Annotated in this window: 23 protein-coding genes, 1 pseudogene and 1 riboswitch; of the genes and pseudogenes, 13 read left to right on the top strand and 11 right to left on the bottom strand. The window is 73.4% G+C overall.

Annotation, left to right across the window (positions count from 1 at the left end):
* The 7 genes from GXP74_RS14830 to GXP74_RS14860 all read right to left on the bottom strand — a co-directional run bounded on the left by GXP74_RS14830 (position 1) and on the right by GXP74_RS14860 (position 5807).
* Positions 1-345, bottom strand: coding sequence for a sodium:proton antiporter (locus GXP74_RS14830; protein ID WP_182456446.1), 345 nt, complete (start codon positions 343-345; stop codon positions 1-3).
* The gene (locus GXP74_RS14835; RefSeq protein WP_182451952.1) at positions 345-1133 is read right to left on the bottom strand and encodes an MnhB domain-containing protein; all 789 of its coding nucleotides are present in this window, start codon (positions 1131-1133) and stop codon (positions 345-347) included. The genes GXP74_RS14830 and GXP74_RS14835 overlap by 1 nt, the downstream gene beginning before the upstream one ends.
* Positions 1130-1444: a DUF4040 domain-containing protein gene (locus GXP74_RS14840; RefSeq protein ID WP_182451953.1), complete on the bottom strand. Its 315-nt coding sequence runs from the start codon at positions 1442-1444 to the stop codon at positions 1130-1132. Before GXP74_RS14840 ends, GXP74_RS14835 begins: the two co-directional genes overlap by 4 nt.
* Positions 1444-1758 carry a monovalent cation/H(+) antiporter subunit G gene (locus tag GXP74_RS14845; RefSeq protein ID WP_182451954.1) on the bottom strand — a complete coding sequence of 105 codons (315 nt, stop codon included), beginning with the start codon at positions 1756-1758 and terminating at the stop codon, positions 1444-1446. Before GXP74_RS14845 ends, GXP74_RS14840 begins: the two co-directional genes overlap by 1 nt.
* A 1-nt stretch (position 1759) precedes the next feature.
* Positions 1760-2050 (bottom strand): monovalent cation/H+ antiporter complex subunit F, encoded by a 291-nt coding sequence (locus GXP74_RS14850; RefSeq protein WP_182451955.1) that lies wholly within the window; start codon positions 2048-2050, stop codon positions 1760-1762.
* Positions 2047-2532, bottom strand: coding sequence for a Na+/H+ antiporter subunit E (locus GXP74_RS14855; RefSeq protein ID WP_182451956.1), 486 nt, complete (start codon positions 2530-2532; stop codon positions 2047-2049). Before GXP74_RS14855 ends, GXP74_RS14850 begins: the two co-directional genes overlap by 4 nt.
* A 350-nt stretch (positions 2533-2882) precedes the next feature.
* Complete coding sequence (locus tag GXP74_RS14860; RefSeq protein WP_225447940.1) at positions 2883-5807, bottom strand: NACHT domain-containing NTPase; 2925 nt, start codon at positions 5805-5807, stop codon at positions 2883-2885.
* Between the two features lie 146 nt (positions 5808-5953).
* Between GXP74_RS14860 and GXP74_RS14865 the strand changes: the two genes are divergently transcribed.
* The 4 genes and pseudogenes from GXP74_RS14865 to GXP74_RS14875 all read left to right on the top strand — a co-directional run bounded on the left by GXP74_RS14865 (position 5954) and on the right by GXP74_RS14875 (position 10208).
* Complete coding sequence (locus GXP74_RS14865; protein ID WP_182451957.1) at positions 5954-6151, top strand: hypothetical protein; 198 nt, start codon at positions 5954-5956, stop codon at positions 6149-6151.
* Positions 6152-6205: 54 nt separating this feature from the next.
* Positions 6206-6424, top strand: a riboswitch (cobalamin riboswitch).
* A 163-nt stretch (positions 6425-6587) separates the two neighbouring features.
* The gene (gene metE / locus GXP74_RS14870; protein WP_182451958.1) at positions 6588-8906 is read left to right on the top strand and encodes a 5-methyltetrahydropteroyltriglutamate--homocysteine S-methyltransferase; all 2319 of its coding nucleotides are present in this window, start codon (positions 6588-6590) and stop codon (positions 8904-8906) included.
* Between the two features lie 98 nt (positions 8907-9004).
* Positions 9005-9120: pseudogene (locus tag GXP74_RS42095) on the top strand (acyl-CoA dehydrogenase family protein); the annotation flags it as partial.
* A complete protein-coding gene (locus GXP74_RS14875) occupies positions 9117-10208 on the top strand; it encodes an enoyl-CoA hydratase/isomerase family protein (RefSeq protein ID WP_182451959.1) in 1092 nt (363 codons plus the stop codon). The pseudogene GXP74_RS42095 and the gene GXP74_RS14875, both read left to right, overlap by 4 nt.
* 50 nt (positions 10209-10258) lie before the next feature.
* On the opposite strand, the gene GXP74_RS14880 is transcribed toward GXP74_RS14875, so the two are convergent.
* The gene (locus GXP74_RS14880) at positions 10259-11935 is read right to left on the bottom strand and encodes a DUF885 domain-containing protein (protein ID WP_182451960.1); all 1677 of its coding nucleotides are present in this window, start codon (positions 11933-11935) and stop codon (positions 10259-10261) included.
* 434 nt (positions 11936-12369) lie between these two features.
* Between GXP74_RS14880 and GXP74_RS14885 the strand changes: the two genes are divergently transcribed.
* The 9 genes from GXP74_RS14885 to GXP74_RS14920 all read left to right on the top strand — a co-directional run bounded on the left by GXP74_RS14885 (position 12370) and on the right by GXP74_RS14920 (position 23370).
* Positions 12370-14088, top strand: a complete 1719-nt coding sequence (locus GXP74_RS14885) for an ABC transporter substrate-binding protein (RefSeq protein ID WP_182451961.1) — start codon at positions 12370-12372, stop codon at positions 14086-14088.
* Positions 14089-14124: 36 nt separating this feature from the next.
* Positions 14125-15216, top strand: a complete 1092-nt coding sequence (locus GXP74_RS14890; RefSeq protein ID WP_225447941.1) for an ABC transporter permease — start codon at positions 14125-14127, stop codon at positions 15214-15216.
* Positions 15216-16235, top strand: coding sequence for an ABC transporter permease (locus GXP74_RS14895; RefSeq protein ID WP_182451962.1), 1020 nt, complete (start codon positions 15216-15218; stop codon positions 16233-16235). The genes GXP74_RS14890 and GXP74_RS14895 overlap by 1 nt, the downstream gene beginning before the upstream one ends.
* Complete coding sequence (locus tag GXP74_RS14900) at positions 16228-18012, top strand: ABC transporter ATP-binding protein (RefSeq protein WP_182451963.1); 1785 nt, start codon at positions 16228-16230, stop codon at positions 18010-18012. The genes GXP74_RS14895 and GXP74_RS14900 overlap by 8 nt, the downstream gene beginning before the upstream one ends.
* A complete protein-coding gene (locus GXP74_RS14905; protein ID WP_182451964.1) occupies positions 18009-19265 on the top strand; it encodes a dipeptidase in 1257 nt (418 codons plus the stop codon). Before GXP74_RS14900 ends, GXP74_RS14905 begins: the two co-directional genes overlap by 4 nt.
* A gap of 133 nt (positions 19266-19398) precedes the next feature.
* Complete coding sequence (locus GXP74_RS41445; RefSeq protein ID WP_255528113.1) at positions 19399-19530, top strand: putative leader peptide; 132 nt, start codon at positions 19399-19401, stop codon at positions 19528-19530.
* Between the two features lie 199 nt (positions 19531-19729).
* On the top strand, positions 19730-20839 hold the full coding sequence (locus GXP74_RS14910; RefSeq protein ID WP_182451965.1) for an LLM class flavin-dependent oxidoreductase: 1110 nt from the start codon (positions 19730-19732) through the stop codon (positions 20837-20839).
* Positions 20840-20917: 78 nt separating this feature from the next.
* A complete protein-coding gene (locus GXP74_RS14915) occupies positions 20918-22018 on the top strand; it encodes an LLM class flavin-dependent oxidoreductase (protein WP_182451966.1) in 1101 nt (366 codons plus the stop codon).
* Complete coding sequence (locus GXP74_RS14920; RefSeq protein WP_182451967.1) at positions 22015-23370, top strand: NtaA/DmoA family FMN-dependent monooxygenase; 1356 nt, start codon at positions 22015-22017, stop codon at positions 23368-23370. The genes GXP74_RS14915 and GXP74_RS14920 overlap by 4 nt, the downstream gene beginning before the upstream one ends.
* A 15-nt stretch (positions 23371-23385) precedes the next feature.
* Here the strand turns inward: GXP74_RS14920 and GXP74_RS14925 are convergent, their stop codons facing one another.
* The 3 genes from GXP74_RS14925 to GXP74_RS42100 all read right to left on the bottom strand — a co-directional run bounded on the left by GXP74_RS14925 (position 23386) and on the right by GXP74_RS42100 (position 25471).
* Positions 23386-23700 carry a hypothetical protein gene (locus GXP74_RS14925; protein ID WP_225447942.1) on the bottom strand — a complete coding sequence of 105 codons (315 nt, stop codon included), beginning with the start codon at positions 23698-23700 and terminating at the stop codon, positions 23386-23388.
* A 75-nt stretch (positions 23701-23775) separates the two neighbouring features.
* Positions 23776-24609 (bottom strand): SAM-dependent methyltransferase, encoded by an 834-nt coding sequence (locus GXP74_RS14930; protein ID WP_225447943.1) that lies wholly within the window; start codon positions 24607-24609, stop codon positions 23776-23778.
* An 82-nt stretch (positions 24610-24691) separates the two neighbouring features.
* On the bottom strand, positions 24692-25471 hold the full coding sequence (locus GXP74_RS42100; RefSeq protein WP_182451968.1) for a cupin domain-containing protein: 780 nt from the start codon (positions 25469-25471) through the stop codon (positions 24692-24694).
* Positions 25472-25489 lie beyond the last annotated feature (18 nt).

Consider the following 25489-nt stretch of genomic DNA (forward strand, 5'->3'; position numbering starts at 1 on the left):
TCAGCCGCGCAGCCCGTTGAGCTGGTCGGGGTCGATCGTGCTGTGCCGTTTGTGCAGTTGGATCACCAGGCTCAGGAGCAGGGCGGTGACCGTCGCGCCGACCACGACGTCGGTGAGGGCCAGGGCCTGGACGACCGGGTCGACCACCACCGAGCCGGTCGGGACGTCGGAGAAGACCGGCGCGGTGCCGCCGCGCCGGAAGCCGATGGACAGCAGCAGGACGTAGGTGGAGGACTGGGCCACCGCCAGGCAGCCCACCGCGTGGATCAGGTTGCGGCTGGTCGCCAGCCCGTACATGCCGACCAGCAGGATCCATCCGGAGACCAGGTAGGGGAGTACGTGGATCAGGTCGGACACGGGGAGTCCTCGTCTCGGTCGGTCGGACGGTTCGGCTCCGTGCCGCCGTCCCCGCTCTCGGTGCCTATGGTCTGGTCGAGGAAGTACGCGAGCAGGACGATCACCCCGGACCCCACCTCGATGCCGACGGCAGCGTTGATCACCGGGACGAGCCCCCCGGAGGAGAGCGTGTTGAAGGTTCCCAGCGGCAGGACGTTCTGCAGGTAGGCCGCTCCGGCGACCAGCCCGGCGACCCCCAGGCAGGTGAAGGCACCGGCGGCCACCGCGTCCAGGGTGTCCAGGAGTTCGCGCGGCCGGATCCGCCGCAGCACCCGGTAGTCGGCCGCGACGTACGCCAGGTGCAGGGCGGTGGCCAGGATGACGCCGCCCTGGAAGCCGCCGCCGGGACTCAGCTGGCCGTGCGCGACGATGTAGACCCCGGTCAGCAGCGCCACCGGCAGCAGCAGGACCCCGAACAGGCTGGTGGACGGCAGCACCCGGACCGGCCGGGGCCGCGCCTCCCGTTCGCTGCCGGTGCGGCGCAGCAGGGCGCTCACCCCGAGTACCGAGCCGAGCAGGATCGACTCCTCGCCGAGGGTGTCGAAGGCCCGCTGGTCGAAGTTGATGGACGAGATGGTGTTGGCCGTCCGCTGCTTGAGCGTCGCCCCCACGGCGCGGGCGCCGTAGGGGTGCACCGCCGCGCCGAAGTGCGGAAGGCCGGTGCAGGCGAGCGTGTAGGCGACGGCGATGACGGCGGCCGCGCACAGGAACAGCCTGACCCGGGCCGTTCGGCTCACCGCGGGGCCCCCGCGTCGTCGGTTCCGGCGTCCGGCCCGGGGGGTGTCGCGCGGTCGCCGCCGCGCCGCACCCGACGGACCGTCAGCAGGATCAGCAGCGGAGTGACCGCCGTGCCGACCCCCAGTTGCGACAGCGCCACGTCGGGCGCCTGAAGCACGGTGAACAGCAGGGCCAACCCCAGGCCGAGCATGCCCAGGACCACGGCCTGGCGCGCCGGGTCACGGGTGAACACGGCGGCGGTGGCGGTGGTGGCGACCAGCAGCAGGCACAGGCCGATCAGTACGTCGACGAGCGTGGCGCTCCCGTGCATCAGTTGCACTCCTCGCCGACCGGTGCGGCCTCCGGGTCCGTCGCCGCGACGACCCTGGCGATGGCCATGGTGGTGATCGGCCCGGCGAGCGCCAGCAGGGCGCCGACGAAGAGCAGCTTGACCGCCGCCCGCCCCGGGCCGGTGTCGACGGCCAGCGCCAGCGCGATCAGCGGCGCGCCCAGGGAGGTCGCCGGTGCCAGGGCGTGCAGCCGCGCGTAGGGCCCCGGAAGCGCCAGCAGCGCACAGGCCGACAGCAGCAGCACACCGGTGCCGGTGACCAGCAGTACCAGCGCGATCAGATGCCGAATGCCCATGTCAGCCGTCCTGGTCGGCGGCCGGGGTTCCCGGCTCCTCGGCGGAGGGCACGAGCAGGCGGGTGAACACCAGGGTCCCGGCGGGGGCCAGTACCGCCAGCACCAGCGCGAGATCCAGGTAGGAGCTGCGCGTGAAACCCTGGGCGAGCAGCATGAACAGCACCGCCGTGAGCACGGCTGCCAGGTTCGCGCCGGCCAGCCGCTGCGGTGCCGGACCCCGGCAGGCGACCCACAGGCAGGGTCCGAGTCCCAGCGGCAGCAGGATCACGGAGGCGAGCAACCAGGCGTTCACGGCCGCTCCACCTCGGTCAGCACCGTCTCCAGCCCGGAGGGCCGGGGAAACAGCGAATGGACGGTCAGCACGGGCGCCGGGCCGTCATCGTGGACGTCCACCACGCAACTGCCGGGCGTCCCGGACAGCAGGGCGGTGGACCAGGCCACACCCACGCCCGGTCGCAGCCGCACCCGGACCATGCGCCCGGCCGTCCGGTGGCCGCGCAGCGCCCGGGCCGTGAGCCGGGCGGTCCGCACGGTCTCGGTGAGCAGCGCTCCGGGCCACGCCCAGACTGCCGCCCGCCAGTGGCCGCCCGGACCGAGGGTGGGACGAGCCGCCCGGTGCACCGCCCACGCCCCGACGGCGGCGAGGGCGGACGCCCCCGCCCCCACGGCGACCTCCAACGGGGAGACCGTGCTGATCAGGACCAGGTAGAGCACGAACAGCAGCCCCCACCAGGCCGTCAGTTCAACAGTCAGACGCAGACCGGGGTTCGGCATCGGCGTCCTCCTCGATCCGTTCCGCTCGGGCGGGGCGATGGGTATCCGTGGTGCCATGGGGGGCGTATGCCCTGTGCACCCGGAACAAACGTCGCCCGTGCCGCTGGAGCAGCGCACCCGCCGTGGGGGCGGACCCCCGGCACCCCTGAGGCTTGCCGTACCCACAGACGCTAACCGAACGGGCACCACCAGGGCCGCAGGCCGGGCGTTGTCGCGAGCGCGTGTCCGTCCGCCCCCGGCCCGGGGTCAGGCCACCCAGGGCTGGTGCGGCCAGGTGCCGACCGCGTCCGGCGGTCCCTGCGACGGCTCGACCGCGTCGGCCCGATCCGGCGACGGCGATCCCCGGTCGGTCAGGAGCGGGGGCGTGGGGTGCGGTTGATGGTCACCTCGGGCAGGTACTCGGCGCCCTTGGGCTGTTCCGCGCTCTGGTAGAGGTCGAGGACGGCCAGGTCGGTCAGACCGCCGAGCGGGGCGAGGTCGATGCCGTGAACATCGGAGCAGTTGAGGCTGAGCGATCGGAGCCGTGGGAGCTTGGAGGCGACGAGTTCGAGTGCGAATCCGTGGTCCCTTTCGGACGGGTGCAACGCCAGCTGCAGCCGTTCGACCTGCGGCACCGGAGGCAGCTCCGCGAGGACGGCCCTGTGGGCCCGGCCCAGATAGAGCTCCTTGAGCTCAGCCAGGGCGGCCATCTCCGGCAGACCGCCGACCAGGGAACTGATGCCCAGGTACGTCAGACGCGGCCAGCGGCTGATGCCGCGCAGGCTGATGCCTTCAGAGGCTCTGAGTCCGAGATCGAGGCGGTCCAGGTCGGCGTCGACGGGCAGGTCGGCAAGGTTGCTGACGGGTAGCTCCATGTCCAGTACCAACTGCCGGAGGCCGCGTAGCTCGGCCAACTCGTGGATCAGCGTCGGGCTGCAACCCGACAGCGTGAGTCTGCTGACGGCGGAGCCGGAGAGCGGTGCGAGGCCCTCGATGTTCGGGCAGTCGTAGAACGCGAGGTGTGCCAGGGAAGGGAAGGCTCGGACGAAGTCCAGCTCCCGAACGGCGGGGTCGTCGAAGAAGGTCAGCGAACGGAGCTGTTCCGGATCGAGTGGGGTGGCCAGCGCATGACCGGGGACTCCTCCGTAGACGAAGACCGTGGGCGGAGTGACCAGCCGGGCGACTGCGGCCAGTTGCTCCGCCGTGTGGATGCCCACCGCATGGAGGTCGGGTACGTGCTGCAGGACCTCGCGCAGGTACGCGTCCGTGTCGAAGCGGCGCCAGGCCTGCTGGAGCTCCCACTTCACCTCCCACTGGGTGCAGCCGCGGAACCGCTTCATGGTGGCCATGGCCTGGTCGCCGCCGATGAGGCCGGCGGTGTGCACCACACTCGCGGCCTCGTCCTCCTCCAGGCCGCCGGGTCCCGGCAGGAGGTCGAGGATGACCGGGCCGACAGCGGCGAGCGTCTCGGCCTCCGCGTCGCTGCGCGGCGGCAGCAGCGCGCTCGTGCGGTCCCGGACCTCCTTGAGCACGGCGGGATCCAGCTCGGTGGCGTTCTCCAGACACGCGGTCGCCAGCAGGTGAAGGCGTGTCCGGTGCCGAGCGGTGCGGTCGCCCCGGGCGACGAGGCGGCGCAGCAGCACGGCGCGCTCGTCGGGCCGCGCGTGGCCCACGGCCATCCGCAGCACGTCCTCCCACTGGTCGTCGTGGGCGTGCCGCACCAGCAGCCCCAGATCGTGGCCCTCCACGGCCGCCTTGGCCCCGAGGTAGTCCTGGAAGGTCCGGTGGACGAAGTCGACGCTCTCCGTGGTCGGAGCGCGCAGCAGGCCGCTGCGCCCGACGAGATGGGTCAGCACGGCGCGGGCGTCGCCCTGGGCGGAGACGTGGGGCATGCCCGGCAGGGCGTCCTCCAGCAGCGCGACGGCCGTGTCGTGGTCCATCTCGGCCTGACCGTTGCGGATCAGCCAGTAGGCCAGTCGCTGTAGGAGCTGGATGCTCTGGTGCTCGGTGAGTTCGATGCCCTCGGGGACGTCAATGGCGCGTTCCCGGTCGCGGCGCACCAGGAGCATCGACAGCGCCGCCTCGTAGAGCTCCATCCGGCCCTGCGGCAGGTGTCCGCGACGGTCGCGGTGGAGCGCGCAGACCAGGGCGCACAGCAGCGGAGTGGTGGTCAACCGGGCCAGGTCCCGTTGCGAGCGGACCGTGTCCTGCAACGCCTCCTCCAACCCGGCCAGGTGCGACCGCTCCTGGGCGGTTCCGGATTCGGCGGCAGCGGCGGCGTGCCAGCGGGTGATGAAGACGGCCACGTCCCGGGGACTCATCGGGCGCACCGTCAACTCGGTGAAGCCGGTGCTCCCCAGCCATCCCTCGGGTACCGCCGAGGGACGCGTGGTGGCCAGCACCCGCGCCTGCGGATAGGCGGCCAGTAACTCCCGCAGCCAGGTCTGCGCGTGGCCGCGCTGCGCCGACGGCACCTCGTCCAGGCCGTCGACCAGCAGCAGCCCCCGCCCCTCGGACAGCACCCGGTCGGCCCAGCCCACCGGTTGGGCCTCCGCCAGCGGACAGCCGACGGAGGCGAGGAACTCGGGCGGGGACGGCAGCCGGTCGCGGCGGACCAGTGTGCGTAGCGGCAGCACGAAGGGCAGCGAGTCGTTCAGGTGGTCCAGGTCCGGCGGCAGGCCGGGGCCGACGGCGGAGACCGCGAGCCACTGCAGCAGCGTCGACTTGCCGCTGCCGGCCAGGCCCCGCACCAGCACGCGGTCCAGCCCGGCCAGGGCCTTCTCGGCCCGCTCCACCCTCACGTCCGGCTGGCCCGGGCCGGACATGCCGACCGGACCGAGCGCGAGCCGGGTGGGCTCCCCGGCCAGCTCCAGGCTCAGGTAGGCGGCGTCCAGCGGCCAGAACGCCCGCTCGGGCCGGGACAGGTCCAACCCCACCACCGACAGGTGACCGTGCCGCTCCTGGACGTAGCGCCGGTACCGGTCCTCGAAGGCGGAGTCCGCGCCCGTTCCGGCGCGGGCGGGGACCGGCACTCCGCTCGACTCCCGGGCGGGCGGCAGGATCTGACGGCGCAGCTCCAGCAGCGGGCCCGGATCCGCACCCAGCGCGCGGCCCAGCGCGACCAGGGTGGCCTCACTGGGCAGCGTCGGCCCGTTCAGTGCCCGGCTGGCAGTGGTGTGCCCGATCCCTGCCCGCTGCTCCAACCCCGCCATGGTCAGGCGCCGTTCGACACGCAGGCGCCGCAGCCGCGCCTTGAGCGCGACGAGCGCGGGCTGCCCCGCCCCGATCGGTTCCACCCGGCATCCTCCCGGCCCGCGGCCCGCACCCGTACCGATGCGTTCAACCCCGTCCGGGTGAACGCGGCCGCACCCGAACCAGGCCACCGTTTCGTTCCGACCCAGCAGTCTGACAGAACGGAAGAGCAGCCGTGCACCCTCCAGTGATGTACCTGAGCATGTTCGCCGTGACGGTTCTCGCGGCCTGCCTGGTGGCCCTCCTGGCCGCTGTCGCCACCGCTGTCCTCGCCCGCATGGACGGTGCCACCCGCCCTGCCGCGCTGCTGCGTGCGGGGGTGGCCTTCGGGGGCACGCTGAGCCTGCTCGTCGCGATCCTCGCCCTGGGGATGACCGCGCTGCGGTAGCCGCCCGCGCCAGGTACGCAACAATGCGGTCACCCGTAGGTCGACGCGGCGTCTAGGCTGGGAATCGCAGTTGGTTCGCCCTGCCCGCCGGGCAGACGCGTCGTAAGAGGGAACCCGGTGGGAATCCGGGACTGCCCCGCAGCGGTGAGTGGGAACGACCGCCGTCATCAAGCACTGGGCCCGGAACGGGCCTGGGAAGCGACGGCCAGTAGGTGTCTGCCTCGGCAGGCGCGCCCACGAGTCCGAAGACCTGCCCGCTGCCCGCTCACGCCACCGGTGTGTGCGGAGATCCCGGTGACCTCGTGGGCGGGTCGGCGTACACATCGGGTGGTCACGCGCGTTCGACCGGACGCCGTGAGCCGCCGGGTCTGTCGTCCCTTCGCGTCTGCGGCCCGTCCCCGGGTTCGTTCAGGGAGTACTCGCGAAGGAGAGTTCTGTGACCAGTACATCCGCGGCGGCACGGGCCATCGTGTACGGCTACCCCCGGCAGGGCCCCGACCGGGAGCTGAAGAAGGCGATCGAGGGTTACTGGAAGGGCCGCGTGAGCGCGGACGCCCTCCACCGCACCGCCGCCGAACTGCGCCGCCAGGCCTGGCAGCAGCTCGGTGACGCCGGTGTCGACGAGGTGCCCACCGGCGACTTCTCGCTCTACGACCACGTGCTGGACACCAGCGTCATGGTGGGCGCGATCCCGGCCCGGCACCGGGAGGCCGTCGCCGCCGACGCCCTGGACGGCTACTTCGCCATGGCCCGCGGCACGCAGCAGGTCGCGCCACTGGAGATGACCAAGTGGTTCGACACCAACTACCACTACCTGGTGCCGGAGTTGGGCCCGGACACGGTCTTCACCGCCGACTCGGCCAAGCAGGTCGCCGAGCTGCGTGAGGCCCTGGCGCTGGGCCACACCGGCCGCCCGGTGCTGGTCGGCCCGATCACCTACCTGCTGCTGGCCAAGCCCGCCCCCGGGGTGGCCGCCGACTTCCGGCCGATCACCCTGCTGGACCGGCTGCTGCCGGTCTACGCCGAGGTCCTGGCGGACCTGAAGGCCGCCGGGGCCGAGTGGGTGCAGTTGGACGAGCCCGCGCTGGTCCAGGACCGCACCCCGGCCGAACTGAGCGCCACCGCCCGCGCCTACCGTGACCTGACCGCGCCCACCGACCGGCCGAAGCTGCTGGTGGCCTCGTACTTCGACCGCCTGGGCGAGGCCCTGCCGGTGCTGGCCGGCACGCCGATCGAGGGCCTGGCGCTGGACTTCACCGGCCCCGCCACCGCCAACCTCTTCGACCTCGCCGCCGCGGGCGGCCTGCCCGGCAAGCGCCTGGTCGCCGGTGTGGTCGACGGCCGCAACATCTGGATCAACGACCTCGCCACGTCGCTCTCCACCCTGGGCACGCTGCTCGACCTGGCCGACGGGGTGGACGTCGCCGCCTCCTGCTCGCTGCTGCACGTGCCGCTGGACTCGCGGGCCGAACGCGATCTGGATCCGCAGGTCGCCCGCTGGCTGGCCTTCGCCCGGCAGAAGGCCGCCGAGATCACCACCCTGGCCCGGGGACTGCGCCAGGGCACCGACGCCATCGCCGCCGAACTCGCGGCCAACCGTGCCGACCTGGCCTCCCGGGCCGGATCGGCGCTCACCCGCGACCCGGCCGTCCGCGCCCGCGCCGCGGCCGTCGGCGACGCCGACACCCGTCGCGCCCAGCCGTACCCCCAGCGGGCCGCCGCGCAGCGGGCCAGGCTCGGCCTGCCGCTGCTGCCCACCACCACCATCGGCTCCTTCCCGCAGACCACCGAACTGCGCACCGCCCGCGCCGACCTGCGGGCCGGGCGGCTCGACGCCGCCGGCTACGAGCAGCGGATCGCCGCCGAGATCCGCGAGGTCCTCGCCTTCCAGGAGAAGACCGGACTCGACGTGCTGGTGCACGGCGAGCCCGAACGCAACGACATGGTCCAGTACTTCGCCGAGCAGCTGAGCGGCTACCTGGCCACCCGGTACGGCTGGGTGCAGTCCTACGGCACCCGCTACGTGCGTCCGCCGGTCCTGGCCGGGGACATCTCCCGCCCCGAGCCGATGACCGTCCGCTGGACCAGCTACGCGCAGGCCCAGACCGACCGCCCGGTCAAGGGCATGCTCACCGGCCCGGTCACCATGCTGGCCTGGTCCTTCGTCCGCGACGACCAGCCGCTGGCCGAGACCGCCCGGCAGGTCGCCCTGGCCCTGCGCGACGAGGTCAACGACTTGGAAGCAAGCGGTAGTTCGGTGATCCAGGTGGACGAACCGGCGCTCCGCGAGACCCTGCCGCTGCGCGCCGCCGACCGCGCCGAGTACCTGGCCTGGGCCACCGAGGTGTTCCGGCTCACCACCAGCGGGGTGCGCGCGGACACGCAGATCCACACCCACATGTGCTACGTGGAGTTCGGTGACATCCTCACCGCCCTGGACGACATGGACGCCGACGTCTCCAGCCTGGAGGCCGCCCGTTCCCACCTGGAGGTCGCCCGGCAGCTCGCCCGGGCCGGGTACCCCCGCGAGGTCGGCCCCGGCGTCTACGACATCCACTCGCCGCGCGTCCCCGACACCGACGAGGTGGCCGCGCTGCTGCGCCGGGCGCTGGACGGCATCCCCGCCGAACGGTTGTGGGTCAACCCGGACTGCGGACTGAAGACGCGCGGCTGGACCGAGGTCCGAGCCTCACTGGAACATCTGGTCGCCGCCGCCCGCGAGGTCCGCGACAGTCTGCCCGACACCACGGCCTGACCGGCACGGCCCTGGTGGCCGGGGCGCCCCGCCCCGGCCACCAGGGCTTCCGGCGGATCGGCAGCGGGGCGGCCGCCGCCCGCCGAGGGGCGCGCGCGAGCGGCTACGGTAGCGGGAAGATCGTCCGCGACCCGCGGGGCCCCGGATCCTGGAAGGAACGAACGAGATCATGCGCCTCATCGTGGCCCGCGACCTGACCGGAACCGTCCGATGACCGGCCCCGCCCCTGACGGGGACGAGGTCCTGCTGCGTACCGAGGGCCGCGCGGCCTACCTGACCCTGAACCGGCCCAGGGCCATCAACGCCCTCAACCACGCCATGGTCACCCGGATCGACCGGGCGCTGACCGCCTGGGCGCACGATCCGGCGGTGGAGACCGTGGTGATCGGCGGGACGGGTGGCCGCGGCCTGTGCGCGGGCGGTGACATCCGGGCCATCCACGCCGACGTCAGCTCCGGCGGCGGGGCGGCCTCGGCGGCGTTCTGGGCCGACGAGTACCGGCTCAACGCCCGCATCGCCCACTATCCCAAGCCCTATGTCGCGCTGATGGACGGCATCGTGATGGGCGGCGGCGTCGGGATCTCGGCCCACGGCAGCGTCCGGATCGTCACCGAGGGCTCCCGGGTCGCCATGCCCGAGACCGGCATCGGCTTCGTCCCCGACGTCGGCGGCAGCTACCTGCTCGCGCTGGCCCCCGGCGAGCTCGGCACCCACCTGGCGCTGACCGGCGGCGCGGTCGGCGCCCGCGACGCCCTGCTCTGCGGACTCGCCGACCACTTCGTCCCCGCCGAACTGCTGCGCCGCCTGGCGGCGGACCTGGCCGAGCTCCCGGTGGAGCAGGTCCTCATCCGCTACGCGGGCGAGGCGCCGCCGGGGGAGCTGGCAGCCCACCGCGAGTGGATCGACCGCTGCTACGCGGCCGACACGGTCGAGGAGATCGTGGACCGGCTGCACGCCGTCGGCGTCCCGGCCGCCAAGCAGGCGGCCGAGACCCTCCTCGGCCGGTCCCCGACCGCGCTCAAGGTCACCCTGGCGGCGGTCCGTCGCGCCCGCCGACTCGGCCCGCTGGAGCGGGTGCTGGAGCAGGAGTACCGGGTCTCCTGCGCCTGCCTGTCCGCACCCGACCTGGTCGAGGGCATCCGCGCGCAGGTCGTCGACAAGGACCGCGACCCGCGGTGGACCCCGGCCACCCTGGCCGAGGTCGGCGAGCAGGACGTCGCCCGCTTCTTCGCCCCGCTCGGCGACCGCGAACTGTCCCTGGCCGCCGAAGCCCCGCCGGAGGCGCCCCGCCGAGCGCGCTGACCGCGAGCCCGTGGACGTCGGCGTGGGGCTCGGCGGTCCGTCGGCCGCCGTTACAGTCCGGCGAGGTTGTCGACCAGGTCGTCCAGGCCGAAGGAGCCCTGGACCAGCGCCCGCATGTGCCAGGCCTTGAGGTCGAAGTCGGCGCCCTGCTGCTCCCGCGCGCTCTGGCGCCCGCGCAGCCAGGCCCGTTCGCCGAGCTTGTAGCCGATGGCCTGGCCGGGGCGGCCCAGGTAGCGGGTCAGCTCGCCGACCTGCCGCTTGGCCGGCATGCCGAGATGGGCGGCCATGAACTCGGCGGCCAGCTCCGGCGTCCAGCGCTCGCCCGGGTGGAAGCCGGAGTCGCCGGGGACGGCGAGTTCGAGGTGCATGCCGATGTCGATGATCACCCGGATGATCCGGAGCAGTTGCTTGTCCAGGTAGCCCAGTCGCAGTCCCGGGCTGTCCAGGTAGCCCAGGTCGTTCATCAGGCGTTCGGCGTACAGGGCCCAGCCCTCCACGTTGGCGCTGATCTTGCCGAGGGTGACCTGGTAGCGGCTGAGCTGGTCGGCGGCCGCGATCCAGGAGGCGAGTTGCAGGTGGTGGCCGGGCACCCCCTCGTGGTACCAGGTGCTGACCAGTCCCCAGGTCGGGAAGGTCTCCCGGCCCAGCGTCGGCAGGTAGGTCCGGCCCGGGCGGCTGAAGTCGAGGCTGGGGCCCATGTAGTGGGGCGCCACACCGGTTCCGGGCGGCGCGATCCTGGACTCGACCCGGCGCAGTTGCCCGTCGATGTCGAAGTGGACGCCGTCCAGGTCCTCGATCGCGCCGTCCATCAGTTCCTGCAGCCACTCGCGGACCCGCTGCTCGCCCCTGATCGCCGGGCCGTGCTCGTTGAGGTGGCGCATGGCCTCCAGCACGGTCGCGCCGGACAGCACCTGGTCGGCCTCGGCGCGCATCTCGCCGAGGGTGCGGTGGAACTCGGACCAGGCCCAGTCGTAGTCGGCGTCCAGGTCCAGGTCGGCGCCGGTGAAGTAGCGGGCGGAGCGCTGGTAGCGCTCGCGGCCGACCGCGTCCGGGGTGCCCTCGGCGGCGGCGAGGTAGTCCTCGCGCAGCCAGTCCCGGAACCCGGCGACAGCGGACGCGGCCCGGGCGGCGGCGGTGTCCAGCTCGGCACGCCGGTGCTCGGGGGCCGCGGCCACGAACCCGGTGAACCAGTCGGCGTCGCCGGTGTCCTCGCCGGTCCACGCGGTGAGCTGGTCGGCGACCACGAGGGCCTGGCGCGGCGCGGCGAACAGCCCCCGGGACATGCCCTCGCCGAGGGTGGCCCGGTAGCCGTTCAGTGCGCCGGGCAGGTTGCGCAGGCGCCCGGCGACGGCGGCCCAGTCCTCGTCGGTTTCGGTGGGCATCAGCGTGAGGATCTGCCGGACCTGGTGCACCGGCGAGCCGCTGGGACACAGTTGGCGCAGGTGGTCGCCCGCGTCGTGCACGGCGAGGCCCGCGCCGAGCCGCTCGCGCAGCAGCCGGGCGCAGTTGACCTCGCCCGGGTCCGCGGACCGGGGCGCGGCGTCGAGCAGGCCCAGCGCCTGGCGGTTGAGTTCGGCGAGGGCCTCGAAGCCCTCCGGCGACAGGTCGGACTGGCGGTCGTCGCCCGGGTGCAGACCCAGCGCGGCCGAGGTCGTCGGATCCTGGGCGGCAACCCGTGCGACGTGATCGTCGGCGATCCGACGCGGTGTCATCAGTGTCTCTTCCATGCGTCCATCCTGGTCCACGGACGTCCGGACGTCGGGGGCCGGAGATCACGACACACGTCCGCAGCACGCGGTTCACAATGACTGAGCACCATGGAGTCACACGGTGGGCGGCGCGGAATCGGCGCGCTGCGGCAACCGGGTGCCGATCCGAGCGGGAGGACAGCATGGCGCGCGCGAACCTGCCGCGGCAGCTCACGCCCTGCCGCTCGCGGCGGACGACCCCGCTGTTCGGCCGTCGTCACATCGATCTGCTGCTGGTGTGCAGCGCGCTCTGTCAGTCCTGATCACGGCCGGTTGTCCGGAACAGCCCCGGTGCCGCGGCTTCGTACGCGCACGGTGATCGATCAGCGGAACGAGCCACCCCTCCTCGCGCTGCCCGCCGCGGTACCCGCGGCGGGCACGCCCGACCTGCCCACGCGGGAGCAGAGACACCCATGAACAGCCCCAGCACGAACACCTTCAGCACGGACGCCTTCAGCGCGGACGCCTTCAGCGCCGGTCCGAACGGCCACAGAACCCGGGGGCGTCGCGGACTCTCTGTGCTCTCACTCGGCGCGGCCACCCTGCTCGCCCTCACCGCCTGCACCAGTGAGAGGAGCGGGACCGGTGCCGCCGCGCCCGGCAGCGGCTCGCCGACGAAGACCGTCACCATCGGCACCACGGACCAGGTGGTCAGCCTCGACCCGGCGGGCTCCTGGGACGCCGGTTCCGGAGCGATCGAGACCGAGGTCTACGCGACGCTGCTGAGCACCAGGGACGGCACCACCGACGTGACCCCCGACCTCGCCGCCTCGATCGAGCTGACCAGCCCCAAGCAGTACACGGTGACCCTGAAGCCCGGTCTGACCTTCGCCAACGGCGACCCGCTCACCTCCGCCGACGTGAAGTTCAGCTTCGACCGGCAGTTGCGGATAGCCGACCCCAACGGCCCCTCGCCGCTGCTCTACGACCTCGCCTCGACCGCCGCGCCCACCCCGGACACGGTGGTGTTCACCCTCAAGGCGGCCAACGACTCGCTGTTCCCGCAGGTGCTCACCACCCAGGCCGGGATCATCGTGGACCACAAGGTGTTCCCCGCCGACAAGGTCCTCGACGACACCTCGATCGTCGCGGCGAAGCCCTGGGACGGGCAGTACGCCGTCACCTCGTACGCCAAGAACTCCCTCGCCACCTTCACCGCCAACAGCGCCTACAAGGGCCAGTTGGGCACTCCTAAGACATCGAACATCCAGCTGAAGTACTACACCGACGCCAGCAACCTGAAGCTCGACGTGCAGCAGGGCGCGGTGGACGTGGTCTACCGCACGCTGAGCATCCCCGACCTGGAGAGCCTGACCGGCAAGAACGGCATCACCGTGCACACCGGCTCCGGCAACGGCATCCGGTTCATCGTCTTCGACCTCAAGACCCAGCCCTACGGCTCGAAGACGCCGCAGGCCGACCCGGCGAAGGCGCTGGCCGTCCGGGAGGCCGTGGCCGACTCCGTCGACCGGGAGCAACTGGCCCAGCAGGTCTACAAGAACACCTACCAGCCGCTGTACTCCTCGGTCCCGCAGGGGATCGCCGGGGCCACCGAGTCGCTGAAGCCGCTCTACGGCGACAAGCAGGGGGGTCCGTCCACGGCCGCCGCCGCCCGGGTGCTCAGCGCCGCCGGGGTGAAGACCCCGGTCACGCTCAACCTGGAGTACAACACCGACCACTACGGCTCCTCCTCGACGGACGAGTACGCGCTGATCAAGAACCAGCTGGAGAGCACCGGGCTGTTCAAGGTGAACCTCCAGTCCACGCTGTGGTCCCAGTACGGCACCGAGCGGGTGGCCGACCAGTTCCCGCTGTACCAACTCGGCTGGTACGCCGACTACCTGGACGCGGACGACTACCTCTCCTCGTTCTTCGCCGCCAGCAGCTGGGTCTCCAACGGCTACCAGGACCCGGCGGTGGACAAGCTGATCGCGCAGGAGGAGACCGAGGCCGACCCGGCGAAGCGGGTCGCCGAGATCGAGGAGATCCAGGACAAGGTGGCGCTGACGCTGCCGATCATCCCGCTGCTCCAGGGCTCCACCGCGATCGTGACCCGCGGCGGCATCGGCGGCGTGCCCGCCACGCTGACCAGTGCCTACGTGTTCCGCTGGGCCGACCTCACCAAGAGCTGAGCGGACGAGGACCAGGACGAGGGACAGGACAGCATCGTGACCACGACGGTCGAGCTCGACCCGCCGCCCACCGCCGCCCCCGCCGCCGCGACCGGCGGCGGGGGCGGGCACGGGCTGCTGCGCTACCTGGTGGTGCGCTTCCTGCTGATCATCCCGACCGTGCTCGTCCTGGTCAGCGTGGTCTTCCTGCTGATGCGGGTGGCCGGGAACCCGATCACCAGCGCGTTCGGTGACCGGCTCACCCAGGCCCAGCTGCACGCCAAACTCGTCCAGGCAGGCTACGAGCGGCCGTTGCTCAGCCAGTACCTCGACTACCTGCGCGGGATCGCCACCGGCAACTTCGGGCGGACCGCCACCGACGACACCCCGGTGTCGCAGGTGCTGCTGACCTACGGCGCGGCGACGCTCGAACTGGCCTGCTACGCGCTGTTCGTGGCGGTGCTGATCGGGGTGCCGCTGGGCATGGTCGCCGCCCGCTACCGGGACCGCGCGCCGGACGTGGTGCTGCGGCTCGGCGCGATCCTCAGCTACGCCACCCCGGTGTTCTTCGTCGGGCTGCTGCTGAAGCTGGTCTTCGCGGTCTGGCTGGGCTGGCTGCCGGACAACGGGCGGGCCGGTATCGACGTCCAGCTGTACCTGGAGAACCAGAGCAGCACCACCGGCGTCTACCTGGTCGACGCGCTGCGCAGCGGCAACGGCGCGGCGGTCGAGGACGTGCTCCGGCACGCGGTGCTGCCGGGGATCACCCTGGGGCTGCTGGTCGCCGGGGTGCTGCTGCGGCTGGTGCGCACCAACCTGATCGGCACCCTGTCGACGGACTACGTCGAGGCCGCCCGTTCGCGTGGCGTGGGCGGGTTCCGGCTGATCAGCAGGCACGCCGCCCGGCCGGCGCTGATCCCGGTGATCACGGTGATGGGGCTGCAGATCGCGGGGCTGCTCGGCGGGGCGGTGCTGACCGAGACCACCTTCGAGTGGAAGGGCCTCGGATACGAGCTGGCCCACTATCTGACGGTCCGTGACTATGCGGCGGTACAGGGCATCGTGGCACTGTTCGCGGTCATCGTCGCGGTGACCAACTTCCTCGTCGATGTCCTCGCCGCACTGATCGATCCCCGAGTGAGATACTGATGAAACGTCAGAAAGCTTCTGCGGAAGGCCGGATACCCAGGCGGCTGCCGCTGCCCGGGTCGTTGCGCGGCAGCGTCGGCGTGCAGCGCGGGATGCTGCTGGCGGGCGCGGCGCTGACCGCGGCCTTCCTGCTCACCGCGCTGTTCGCGCCGCTGATCGCCCCTTACGGCTTCGCTCAACTCCAGTCCGGTGGGGCGCTGTTCGGTTCCCAGCACGCCCCGGACGGCGCGCACCTGGCGGGTACCACCATCGCCGGGTACGACGTGCTGGCGCGCACCGTGTGGGGGGCCCGCACGGCGGTGGAGATCATCGTGGCGTCACTGGTGCTCTCGGTGGTCCCCGGGGTGCTGCTGGGCACCGTCTCCGGTTACCTCGGCGGATGGCTGGATCGGCTGCTGGTCGGCCTCGCCGACGCGATGTACGCGTTCCCGTCGCTGCTGCTGGCGATCGTGATGTCGATCGTCATCAGCGGCGGCCAGTCCAGCCTCACCGGCGGGCTGGGCGCGGCGGCCTGCTCGGTCGCGGTGGTGTTCGTGCCGCAGTACTTCCGGGTGGTACGGGCCGAGGTGCTGCGGGTGAAGGCCGAGCCCTTCGTCGAGGCGGCCCGGGTGATCGGCACCGGCCGCTGGCGGATCATGATCCGGCACGTGCTGCGCAACTCGGTGCGGACCCTCCCGCTGATCTTCACCATCAACGCCTCGGAGGCCGTGCTCACCCTGGCCGGGCTGGGCTTCCTGGGCTTCGGCATCGAGCCCAACTCGGCGGCGGAGTGGGGCTACGACCTGAACCGGTCGGTGGACGACGTGACCGCCGGGATCTGGTGGAGCGCGCTGTACCCCGGCATCGCCATGGTGCTGGCCCTGCTGGGGGTCACCCTGCTCGGCGAGAGCCTGACCGACCTGCTGGACCCGCGGCTGCGCCGCCGCCGCGGGCAGGACGCCGGGACCCGGCCGGAGCCGGAACCGGAGCTGGCGCCGGAGCCGGAGGCGGTACCGAGTGGAGGCGGATCCGATGACTGACCTGCTGCGGATCCAGGACCTGCGGGTGTCCTTCGCCACCGACGAGGGCCGGGCCACCGCCGTGGACGGGGTGAGCCTGTCGGTGGCGGCCGGGGAGGTGCTGGCGCTGGTCGGCGAGAGCGGCAGCGGCAAGACGGTGACCGCGAGGTCGGTCCTCGGCCTGCTGCCCGAGACCGCCGCCACCAGCGGCCGGGTGCTGCTGGGCGGCCCCGGCGGGGAGCCGCCGCAGGACGTGCTGACCGCCTCCCCGGCCCAGTTGCGGGCGCTGCGCGGGGCGCGCGCGGCGATGGTGTTCCAGGAGCCGTCCACCGCGCTGAACCCGGTGTTCACCATCGGCTGGCAGATCGCCGAGGGCCTGCGGGCGCACGGTCGCGGCAGCCGCGCCGGGCGTCGGGCACTGGCGATCGACATGCTGGACCGGGTCGGCATCCCCGAGCCGCACCAGCGGGTGGACCACTATCCGCACCAGCTGTCGGGCGGGCAGAAGCAGCGCGCGGTGATCGCGATGGCCCTGGTCCTGGGGAGCGGGCTGATCGTGGCCGACGAACCGACCACCGCGCTGGACGTCACCGTGCAGGCCGAGATCCTGGACCTGCTGGACCGCTGCCGCACCGACTTCGGCGCGGCGGTGCTGCTGATCACCCACAACATGGGCGTGGTCGCCGACCTCGCCGACCGGGTGGCGGTGATGCGGGCGGGCCGGATCGTGGAACAGGCCCCGGTGCGCGCGCTGTTCGCCGCCCCCGAGCACCCGTACACCCGGGAACTGCTGGCCGCGGTACCGGACTTCGGCAGGGCGCGGACGCCGGTCCCGGCTCCGGCCAACGCCCGGGTCCCGGCTCCGGTCGCGCCCGGTCCCGAGGCGGAGCGGCGGGCCGGGCCCGCCGTCCGGGCGTCCGGGCTGGTGGTGGACTACCCCGGGCGGCTGGGGGTCCGCCCGTTCCGGGCGGTGGACCAGGTCAGTTTCGAGATCCACCCCGGCGAGGTGCTCGGGCTGGTGGGCGGCAGCGGATCGGGCAAGACCACCATCGCCCGCGCCGTGGCCGGTCTCGCCGCCGTGTCCGGCGGCGAACTCACGGTCCTCGGCGAGGAGTTGGCCGTCGGCCGGGGCGGTCGCCGACCGCGTCGGGGGACCGCGGGCAGCCGGGCCGGACAGGTCGGTTTCGTCTTCCAGGACCCGGCCACCAGCTTCAACCCGCTGCTGACCATCGCCGACTGCGTGGCCGAGCCGCTGCTGGTGCACCAACGGCAGCTGGGCGCCCGGGCGATCCGCGAACGGGTGGACGAACTCCTGGAGTCGGTGCGGCTGCCGCGCTCCTACGGGCTGCGGCATCCGCACGAACTCAGCGGCGGCCAACGGCAACGGGCCAGCCTGGCCCGGGCGCTGGCACTGCGACCGCAGCTGCTGATCGCCGACGAGCCGACCTCCGCGCTGGACGTCTCGGTCCAGGCCCAGGTGCTGGAGCTGTTCCGCTCCCTACAAGCGGAGATGGGCTTCGCCTCGCTCTTCGTCAGCCACGACCTGGCGGTGATCGAACAGGTCGCGGACCGGGTCGCGGTGCTGCACCAGGGGCGGCTGGTCGAATCCGGCCCCACCGCCCAGGTGCTGTCCACACCCGCCGCCGCCTACACCCGGCGGCTGATCGCCGCACTGCCCGTCCCCGACCCGGTACGCCAGGCCGCGCGCCGCCGTGCCGCCGCCGGTACCCACCGGTCCGCACCCGCCGACACCACGGCCGACACCACGGCCGACACCAAGGAGACCCTGCCCCGATGAGCGCAACCCCGACCCACCTGGACGACCCGGCCGCGCGGCTGGTGGAGCAGGCGCTGAGCGCCGTCCCGGTGTTCGACGGCCACAACGACCTGCCGACGGCGTTGCGCGCCCGCTCCGGCTACAGCGTGGAAGGGCTGGACGGCGACCGTCCGGAGCTGCACACCGACCTGCCCCGGCTGCGGGCGGGCCGGGTCGGCGCGCAGTTCTGGTCGGTGTACGTGCCCTCGACCCTGCCCGAGCCGGAGGCCGTGGTCTCCACCCTGGAGCAGATCGACGCGGTGTACCGGCTGGTCGCCCGCTACCCGGACACGCTGCGGATCGCCTACACCGCCGACGAGGTCGAACGCGCCGTCGCCGACGGACGGATCGCGTCGCTGCTGGGCGTGGAGGGCGGACACAGCCTGGCCGGATCGCCCGGGGTGCTGCGCAGCCTGGCCCGGCTCGGCGTGCGGTACGTCACGCTGACCCACAACCACAACAACGCCTGGGCGGACTCGGCGACCGACGCGCCCTCGGTCGGCGGCCTCAGCGACACCGGGCGGGCGATCGTGGCCGAGCTGAACCGGACCGGGGTCCTGGTCGACCTCTCCCATGTCGCCGAGTCCACCCAGCGGGCCGCACTGGCGGCGTCCACCGTGCCGGTGCTGTTCAGCCACTCCTCGGCCCGCGCGGTCACCGACCACCCGCGCAACGTCAGCGACGCGGTGCTGGAGCTGCTGCGCGACAACGGCGGGGTGGTCCAGCTGACCTTCGTGCCGGGCTTCGTCTCCACGCAGGTCGCCGAGTGGACCCGGGAGCTGGCCGCCGAGCGGGAGCGGCTGGGCCTGGCCGCCGTCTCCTGGCCCTGGCCGCGCGCCCCGCGACCGGGTGAGCCGCCCGCCGAGGCGGCGGCCGAGTTCCTGGCGGCGTACACCCGGGAGACCGCCGCCACGGACGAGCGGATCACCCGCTGGCTGGCCGAGCACCCCCGACCGGAGGCCACCGTCGACCAGGTGGCCGACCACGTGGAGCACGCCCGCGAGGTCGCGGGCATCGACCATGTCGGCCTGGGCGGCGACTTCGACGGGGTGGACCGCCAGCCGGTCGGTCTCGCCGACGTCTCCGGATACCCGGTCCTGCTCCGCGAGCTGGCCCGCCGCGGCTGGTCCCGCACCGAGCTGGAGGCGCTGACCGGCCGCAACGTGCTGCGGGTGCTCCGCGCCGCCGAGGAGGCCGCCGACGAACCGCTCTGGCCCACCTCCGCGCTGCGCTGACCGGCGGGCGGCGGACGGCCATTGTCGGGCGGGCCGGGAACGGGTACCGTGATCAGCAGTAACCACCGTTCCCCGGCCAGGCTCCTGACCTGCGAACGGCACCACGGAGACCCGCATGTGGGAGGGGGCAGCAGTGCGCACAGTCAGCGTCCAGGACGCCGCCGCACACCCCCGCCCCGGCTTCCAGCTGCTGGTCCTGCGGCGGCACGTGGACCTGCTGCGCGTGAGCAGCGCGCTGTGTCCGGAGGACCGCTCCGCCCGCTGAGGCGCCCCGTCGCACACCCTTCCCGGCTGTCCGTCGCGGCCCGCGGGCCCCACCGCGCGCCCGTCCGTCCCGCTCCCCACGCTCCACGTCCGCGTGCTGCGGGCCGGGCCGCGCGCGCCCATCCACCCCAGGCCCGCGCACCCGGCTGACGCGGGCCCAGACCCGGACCGGCCCCGCGCCGGTCGAGGAGGTGCGGCTCGTGACGGAGCAGCGACCGGACACGGCATTCCACTGGTTCCTGCCGACCGGCGGCGACGGCCGCCGCCTCGGCGGCGCCGTCCACGGCACCGGCATCGGCGCCCAGGGCGGCCGCAGCAGCGGCCAGGCCGGTGGCGAGCGACCGGCCAGCCTCGGCTATCTCAGTCAACTGGCTGAAGCCGTCGACGAGTTGGGGTACGAAGGGGTGCTCACTCCGACCGGTGCGCACTGCGAGGACTCCTGGCTGGTCACCGCGGCACTGATCGCCCGCACCCGGCGGCTCAAGTTCCTGGTCGCCTTCCGCCCCGGTCTGGTCGAACCGGCGCTGGCCGCCCAGATGGCCGCGACCTTCCAGCGCCTCTCCGGCGGGCGCCTGCTGCTGAACGTGGTGGCCGGCGGCAGCGACGCCGAACAGCGCGGCTACGGCGACCAGTTGGGCCACGACGCCCGCTACGCCCGGGCCGAGGAGTTCCTCGACGTGGTACGCGAGGCCTGGACCGGCAAGCCCTTCGACCACCGGGGCGAGTACTACCAGGTGGAGGGCGGCCTGCTGCGGCAGCCCCCGGAGCCGGTGCCCCGGGTCTACTTCGGCGGCTCCTCCGCGCCCGCCCTCGACCTCGCGGCCCGCCACGCCGACACCTACCTGACCTGGGGCGAGCCGGTGGCCCAGGTGGCCGAGAAGATCGACCGGGTGCGCGAACTGGCCCAGTGGCAGGGCCGGGAGCCGCGCTTCGGCCTGCGGGTGCACGTGCTCAGCCGGGCCACCTCGGAGCGCGCCTGGCAGGACGCCGAGGAGCTGATCGCGGGCCTGGACGACGAGGCCGTGGCCTCCGGCCAGCGCCGACTGAGGGCCGTGGACTCGGAGGGCCAGCGCCGGATGCTGGCCCTGCACGGCGGCGACCGCTCCCGGCTGGTGGTCGCGCCCAACCTGTGGGCGGGCGTCGGCCTGGTCCGCGGCGGGGCCGGTACCGCCCTGGTGGGCAGCCACGAGGAGGTCGCCGAACGCATCGACGAGTACCGCGCGGCCGGGGTGGACGAGTTCGTCCTCTCCGGATACCCGCACCTGGAGGAGGCCTACACCTTCGCCGAGTGCGTCAGGCCCCTGCTGTGACCCGGCCCCTCCGGCCGCACCGCGCCGACCAGCACTTCCCCCCTCCCCGCACCCGTCCCCGACCGGAAGCCCACAGCCATGACTGAGACTGCTCCCGCCCGCCTGCGCCTGGCCGTCGAGCTCGACGGCCAGGGCGCGCACCCCGCCGCGGCGGGGCCGCCGCCCGCTGACGCCGCACTGCTGCGCCGCCGGGTCGCCGCCGTCGAACAGGCCGGTTTCGACCTGATCACCCTGGACGACAGCCCGCTGCCCCCGCCCGCCGATCCGGACGGCCGCCCGGTCCACCGGATCGAGGCGGGTGTCCGCGCCGCGCACGTGGCCACCCGTACCGACCGGACCGGCCTCGCGCCCACCCTGCACCCGGCCACCACCGAGCCCTTCCACCTGGCCACCCAGCTGGCCGCGCTGGACCACGCCAGCCGCGGCCGGGGCGCCTGGGTGGTCGGCCCGGCCGGCCTCGGCCCGGACGGCGAGGCCGAGTTGGCCACCGTCGGCGCCGCCCTGCCCACCGCCGAGGTACTGCGCCAGGAGATCGCGGACGTGGTCGACACCGCCCGCGCCCTGTGGGACTCCTGGGAGGACGACGCGGTCATCAAGGACGTGGCCACCAGCCGCTACCTGGACGCCGAGAAGGTGCACCCGGTGGACGTCGCGGCCGCCACCTTCTCGGTCAAGGGCCCGCTGATCACCCCGCGCCCGCCGCAGGGCCACCTGGTGGTGCTGCTCCCGGACGCACTGGAGCTGGACGAGCGGGCGGACGCGGTACTCGTGGGCCGCCGCACGGTGGCCGCCGTGGCCGAGCGCGCCGAGCGGGCCCGCGCCGCGGGCGCGCCGCTGGTCCTGGCCGAGCTGGAGGTACTGCTGGACGCCGACGTCCCGGCCGCCGAACGGCTGGCCGCGCTGGACGCGCGCCGCCCCTGGCCGCCCGGCGAGCGGCTGCGCCATGTCGGCTCCGTCGCCGGACTCCGCTCCCTGCTGGACGAGTTGGCCGAGGTGGTGGACGGCGTCCGGCTGCACCCGGCCGAACTGGAGGTGGACCTCCCGGTGCTCATCGCCGAGGTGCTGCCCGCGCTGGACGCCGACGGTCGGCACCGCGCGCCGCAGCCGGACGCCACCCTGCGGGCCACCCTCGGCCTGCCCCGCCCCGCCAACCGCTACGCCGCAGAGGTGACGTCATGACCGGACAGCAGCACAGGCAGCACACCCACGCGGACGACCAGGACCCCGAGCGCCCCCAGGGGCCGCAGGTGCACCTCGGCGTCTTCTTCACCGGGGTCGGCCAGGAGCTCATGTGGGCGCACCCGCAGGCCGCTCCGCACATGGCCGTCGAGACCTTCGTACAGACCGCCCAGCTGCTGGAGCGGGGCCTGTTCGACGCCTTCTTCCTCGGCGAGGGTCTGCGGGTGCGCGAGAACCGGGGCCGGGTGCACGACCTGGACGTGGCCGGCCGCCCCGACGCGATCACCCAGCTGGCCGCGCTGGCCGGGGTCACCGAGCGGATCGGCCTGGTGGCCACCCAGAACACCACCTACAACTTCCCGGCCGACCTGGCCCGCCGCCTGGCGAGCCTGGACGCCGTCTCCGGCGGCCGGGCCGGGTGGAACGTCGTCACCACCGACAACGCCTGGACCGGGGCCAACTTCCGGCACGGCGGCTGGCTGGAGCACGAGCGCCGCTACGACCGGGCCGGCCAGTTCGTGGACGCGGCGAAGGAGTTGTGGGCGGCGGGCACCGGTGGGGCGGTCGAACGGGCCACCGACCTGGTCCGGCTGCGCACCGCGGCCACCCTGCCGCCCAGCCCGCAGGGCCGTCCGGTGCTGTTCCAGGCCGGGGACTCCGACGGCGGCCGGGAGCTGGCCGCCCGCCACGCGGACGTGGTCTTCTCCGCCAACACCGAGTACGAGAAGGCCGTCGCCTACGCGGCGGACCTGCGCGCCCGGCTGGCCCGCCACGGCCGCGCGCCGGACTCGGTGCGGATCCTTCCCGGCGCCTCGGTGGTCCTGGCGGACACCCCGGCCGAGGCCCAGGAGAAGGCCCGCTGGGTGCAGGGCGAGCGGATCAACGGCCGCCGCGCCATCGCCTTCCTGGAGCAGTACTGGGGCGTCGACCTGTCCGGCTACGACCCGGACGGCCCGCTGCCCGACATCGAGCCGGTCGAGGGCGAGCTGGACCCGTCGCGCGGCACCATCTCGATCGAGCGCCGCACCGGCAAGCTCCAGCAGATCCAGAAGTGGCGCGACCTCGCCGCCGAACGCGGCCTGTCGATCCGCCAGCTGGTGATCGAGGCCAACCCGCGCCACGCCTCCTTCGTCGGCACGCCCTCCCAGGTGGCCGACGAGTGGGCCCACTATGTGCGCACCGGCGCGGCGGACGGCTTCAACCTGCTGCCCTACCTGCTGCCGGCCTCGCTGGAGGAGGTGGTCGACCAGCTGGTCCCGGAACTCCAGGAGCGCGGTGTCTACCGGACCGCCTACCAGGGCACCACGCTCCGTGAGCACCTGGCGCTGCCCCAGCTGACCTACCCCAGCTGACCTGGCCCGCCGGGCTCAGGCGGCGCCCGCGACGTGCTGGTCGCGGCCGGCGCCGAAGCCCATCACCACCTGCGGGACCAGCAGCAGGAGCAGGACCGCCAGCGGGACCGTCCAGTTGCCCGAGACGTCGTGCGGCGCGCCCAGGGCCGCCAGCACCCCCGGGCGCAGCCGCCGACCGACGATGACCGGCGCCACGAACGACCCCAGGACGCCGAACAGGGAGGAGAAGGAGAGCATCCACCCGGCGTCGGCCTCGCTCAGGCCCGCGTCCTTGAGCAGGCTCGGCAGCCAGGCCGTGGCCGCGTAGCAGCCGAGCGACTGCAACCCCATGAACGCGGTGACCTGCCAGGCCAGCGGGGACCGCCCAGTCCGCGGACCCGGTGGCTCAGGCCGTGGCGGGGGTGCTCAGGAGCTCGGCGCGGGCTTGTAGCCGACCCCCGCGTACATCCAGCGCGTGGTGTTCTCGGTGGGGCCCTCCGGACGCCAGAGCGGGACGAACTCCACACCGGGTGCCAGCAGTTCCCAGTCCTCGAAGAACCCCTCGACCTGCGCGCGCCCGCGCAGCGCGATCGGCGCGTCGGTGTCGTCCCAGGTCTTCGCCACCTCGGCGGCCCGCTGCGGGTTGCCCTCGAACGTGCTGTGCGACAGCAGCAGGTAACTGCCCGGCGCCAGTCGGCTGTGGATGGCCCTCATGGCGGTGCGGGCCTGTTCGTCGGTGACGAAGTGGAGGACCGCGACCAACAGGACCGCGACGGGCTGCCCGAGGTCGATCAGCGCGCGCAACTCGGGACGGTCCAGCAGTTCGTCGAGTTCGCGCAGATCCCCGGTGAGGACGGTGGTGGTGAGGTTGTCCGCCAGCAGCGCGCGTCCGTGCGCGAGCACGATCGGGTCGTTGTCGACGTAGACGACCCGCGCCCGCGGGTCTGTCCGGTGGACCACCTCGTGCACGTTGCCCTGGGTGGGGAGGCCCGAGCCGATGTCGATGAACTGCCGGATCCCGGCCTCGGCGCACAGGCGGACCGCGCGTTGCAGGAACGCCCGGTTCTCCCGCGCGGCGGCCGGAATGTCCGGGGAGGTGCGGATGGCGTGCTCGGCAGCCGCCCGGTCGGACGCGAAGGTGTCCTTCCCGCCCAGCCAGTGGCTGTAGATGCGGGCCGGGTGCGGGACCTCCGGGCGGAGGTTCGCCGACGGCGGCTCCTCGCCGAGCTGCTGGGTCATCCACTCGTTGCTGTTGATCACGGGAACAGCCTAAGCGGTCAACTCCCGGGCGTGGGAAGGCCCCGGAGAAGTGCTCGCTGCACGGTACCCGCAGCGGCGGTCCTCAGTCCTCGGGGAAGACCAGCTCGGCGTCCAGGCCCTCGGCGAGCAGGAAGTATCCGAGGAAGGTCACGCCGTCGCGCTGCGCGTCGAAGCGGGCGACGCGGGTGCCCTCGGGCTCGTAGAACACGTCACCGGCCGTGAGCACCTGCTCGGGTCCGCCCTCGATCTGGTAGACCGCCGAGCCGGTCTCGATGCTGCCGAAGACCGGGCCGTTGTGGATGTGCAGGCCCGCCGCGTGCCCGGGGGCGATGGTGATGCGGCGGATCTCGACGCGCTGGGTGGCCAGCGCCCACGGCAGCCGCTGGTCCATGACCACGACCCGGCTCAGCGGCGGGACCGGCTCGGCGGCCGCCGTGCCCTCCTTGGCGGCTCCCGCGGCTCCGGCGGACTCGGCGTACTCGGTGTCGGTCACGGGCTCGCCGAAGAGCGCCGTCGTGCCGTCCTCCGGCAGTTCCTCGATGGCCACATGGGTCATCGAGGCCTCCGGCGTGGCGCCGTGCCAGTGCCATTCGCCTGCCGCGATCCGCACCGTGTCACCGGTGCGGATGGTCTCGGCCGGCTCGCCGCGGCGCTGGACCAGGCCGGTGCCCTCGGTGACGACCAGGACCTGTCCGACCGGGTGCCGGTGCCAGTGCGTCCGGGCGCCCGGAGCGAAGTGGACGTCGTCGACCTGGGTGCGCGACGCGCCGTCGGGCGCGGCGAGTTCCGCGACGCGGGCGGCACCCGAGATCCACTCGGACGGCGCGGCGACGGCGGTGTGCGGGGCACGGGATATGCGCATGCTTCGGGTGTTCCTTCG

This window comes from Streptacidiphilus sp. P02-A3a, assembly GCF_014084105.1.
In the GTDB taxonomy this organism is placed as follows: domain Bacteria; phylum Actinomycetota; class Actinomycetes; order Streptomycetales; family Streptomycetaceae; genus Streptacidiphilus.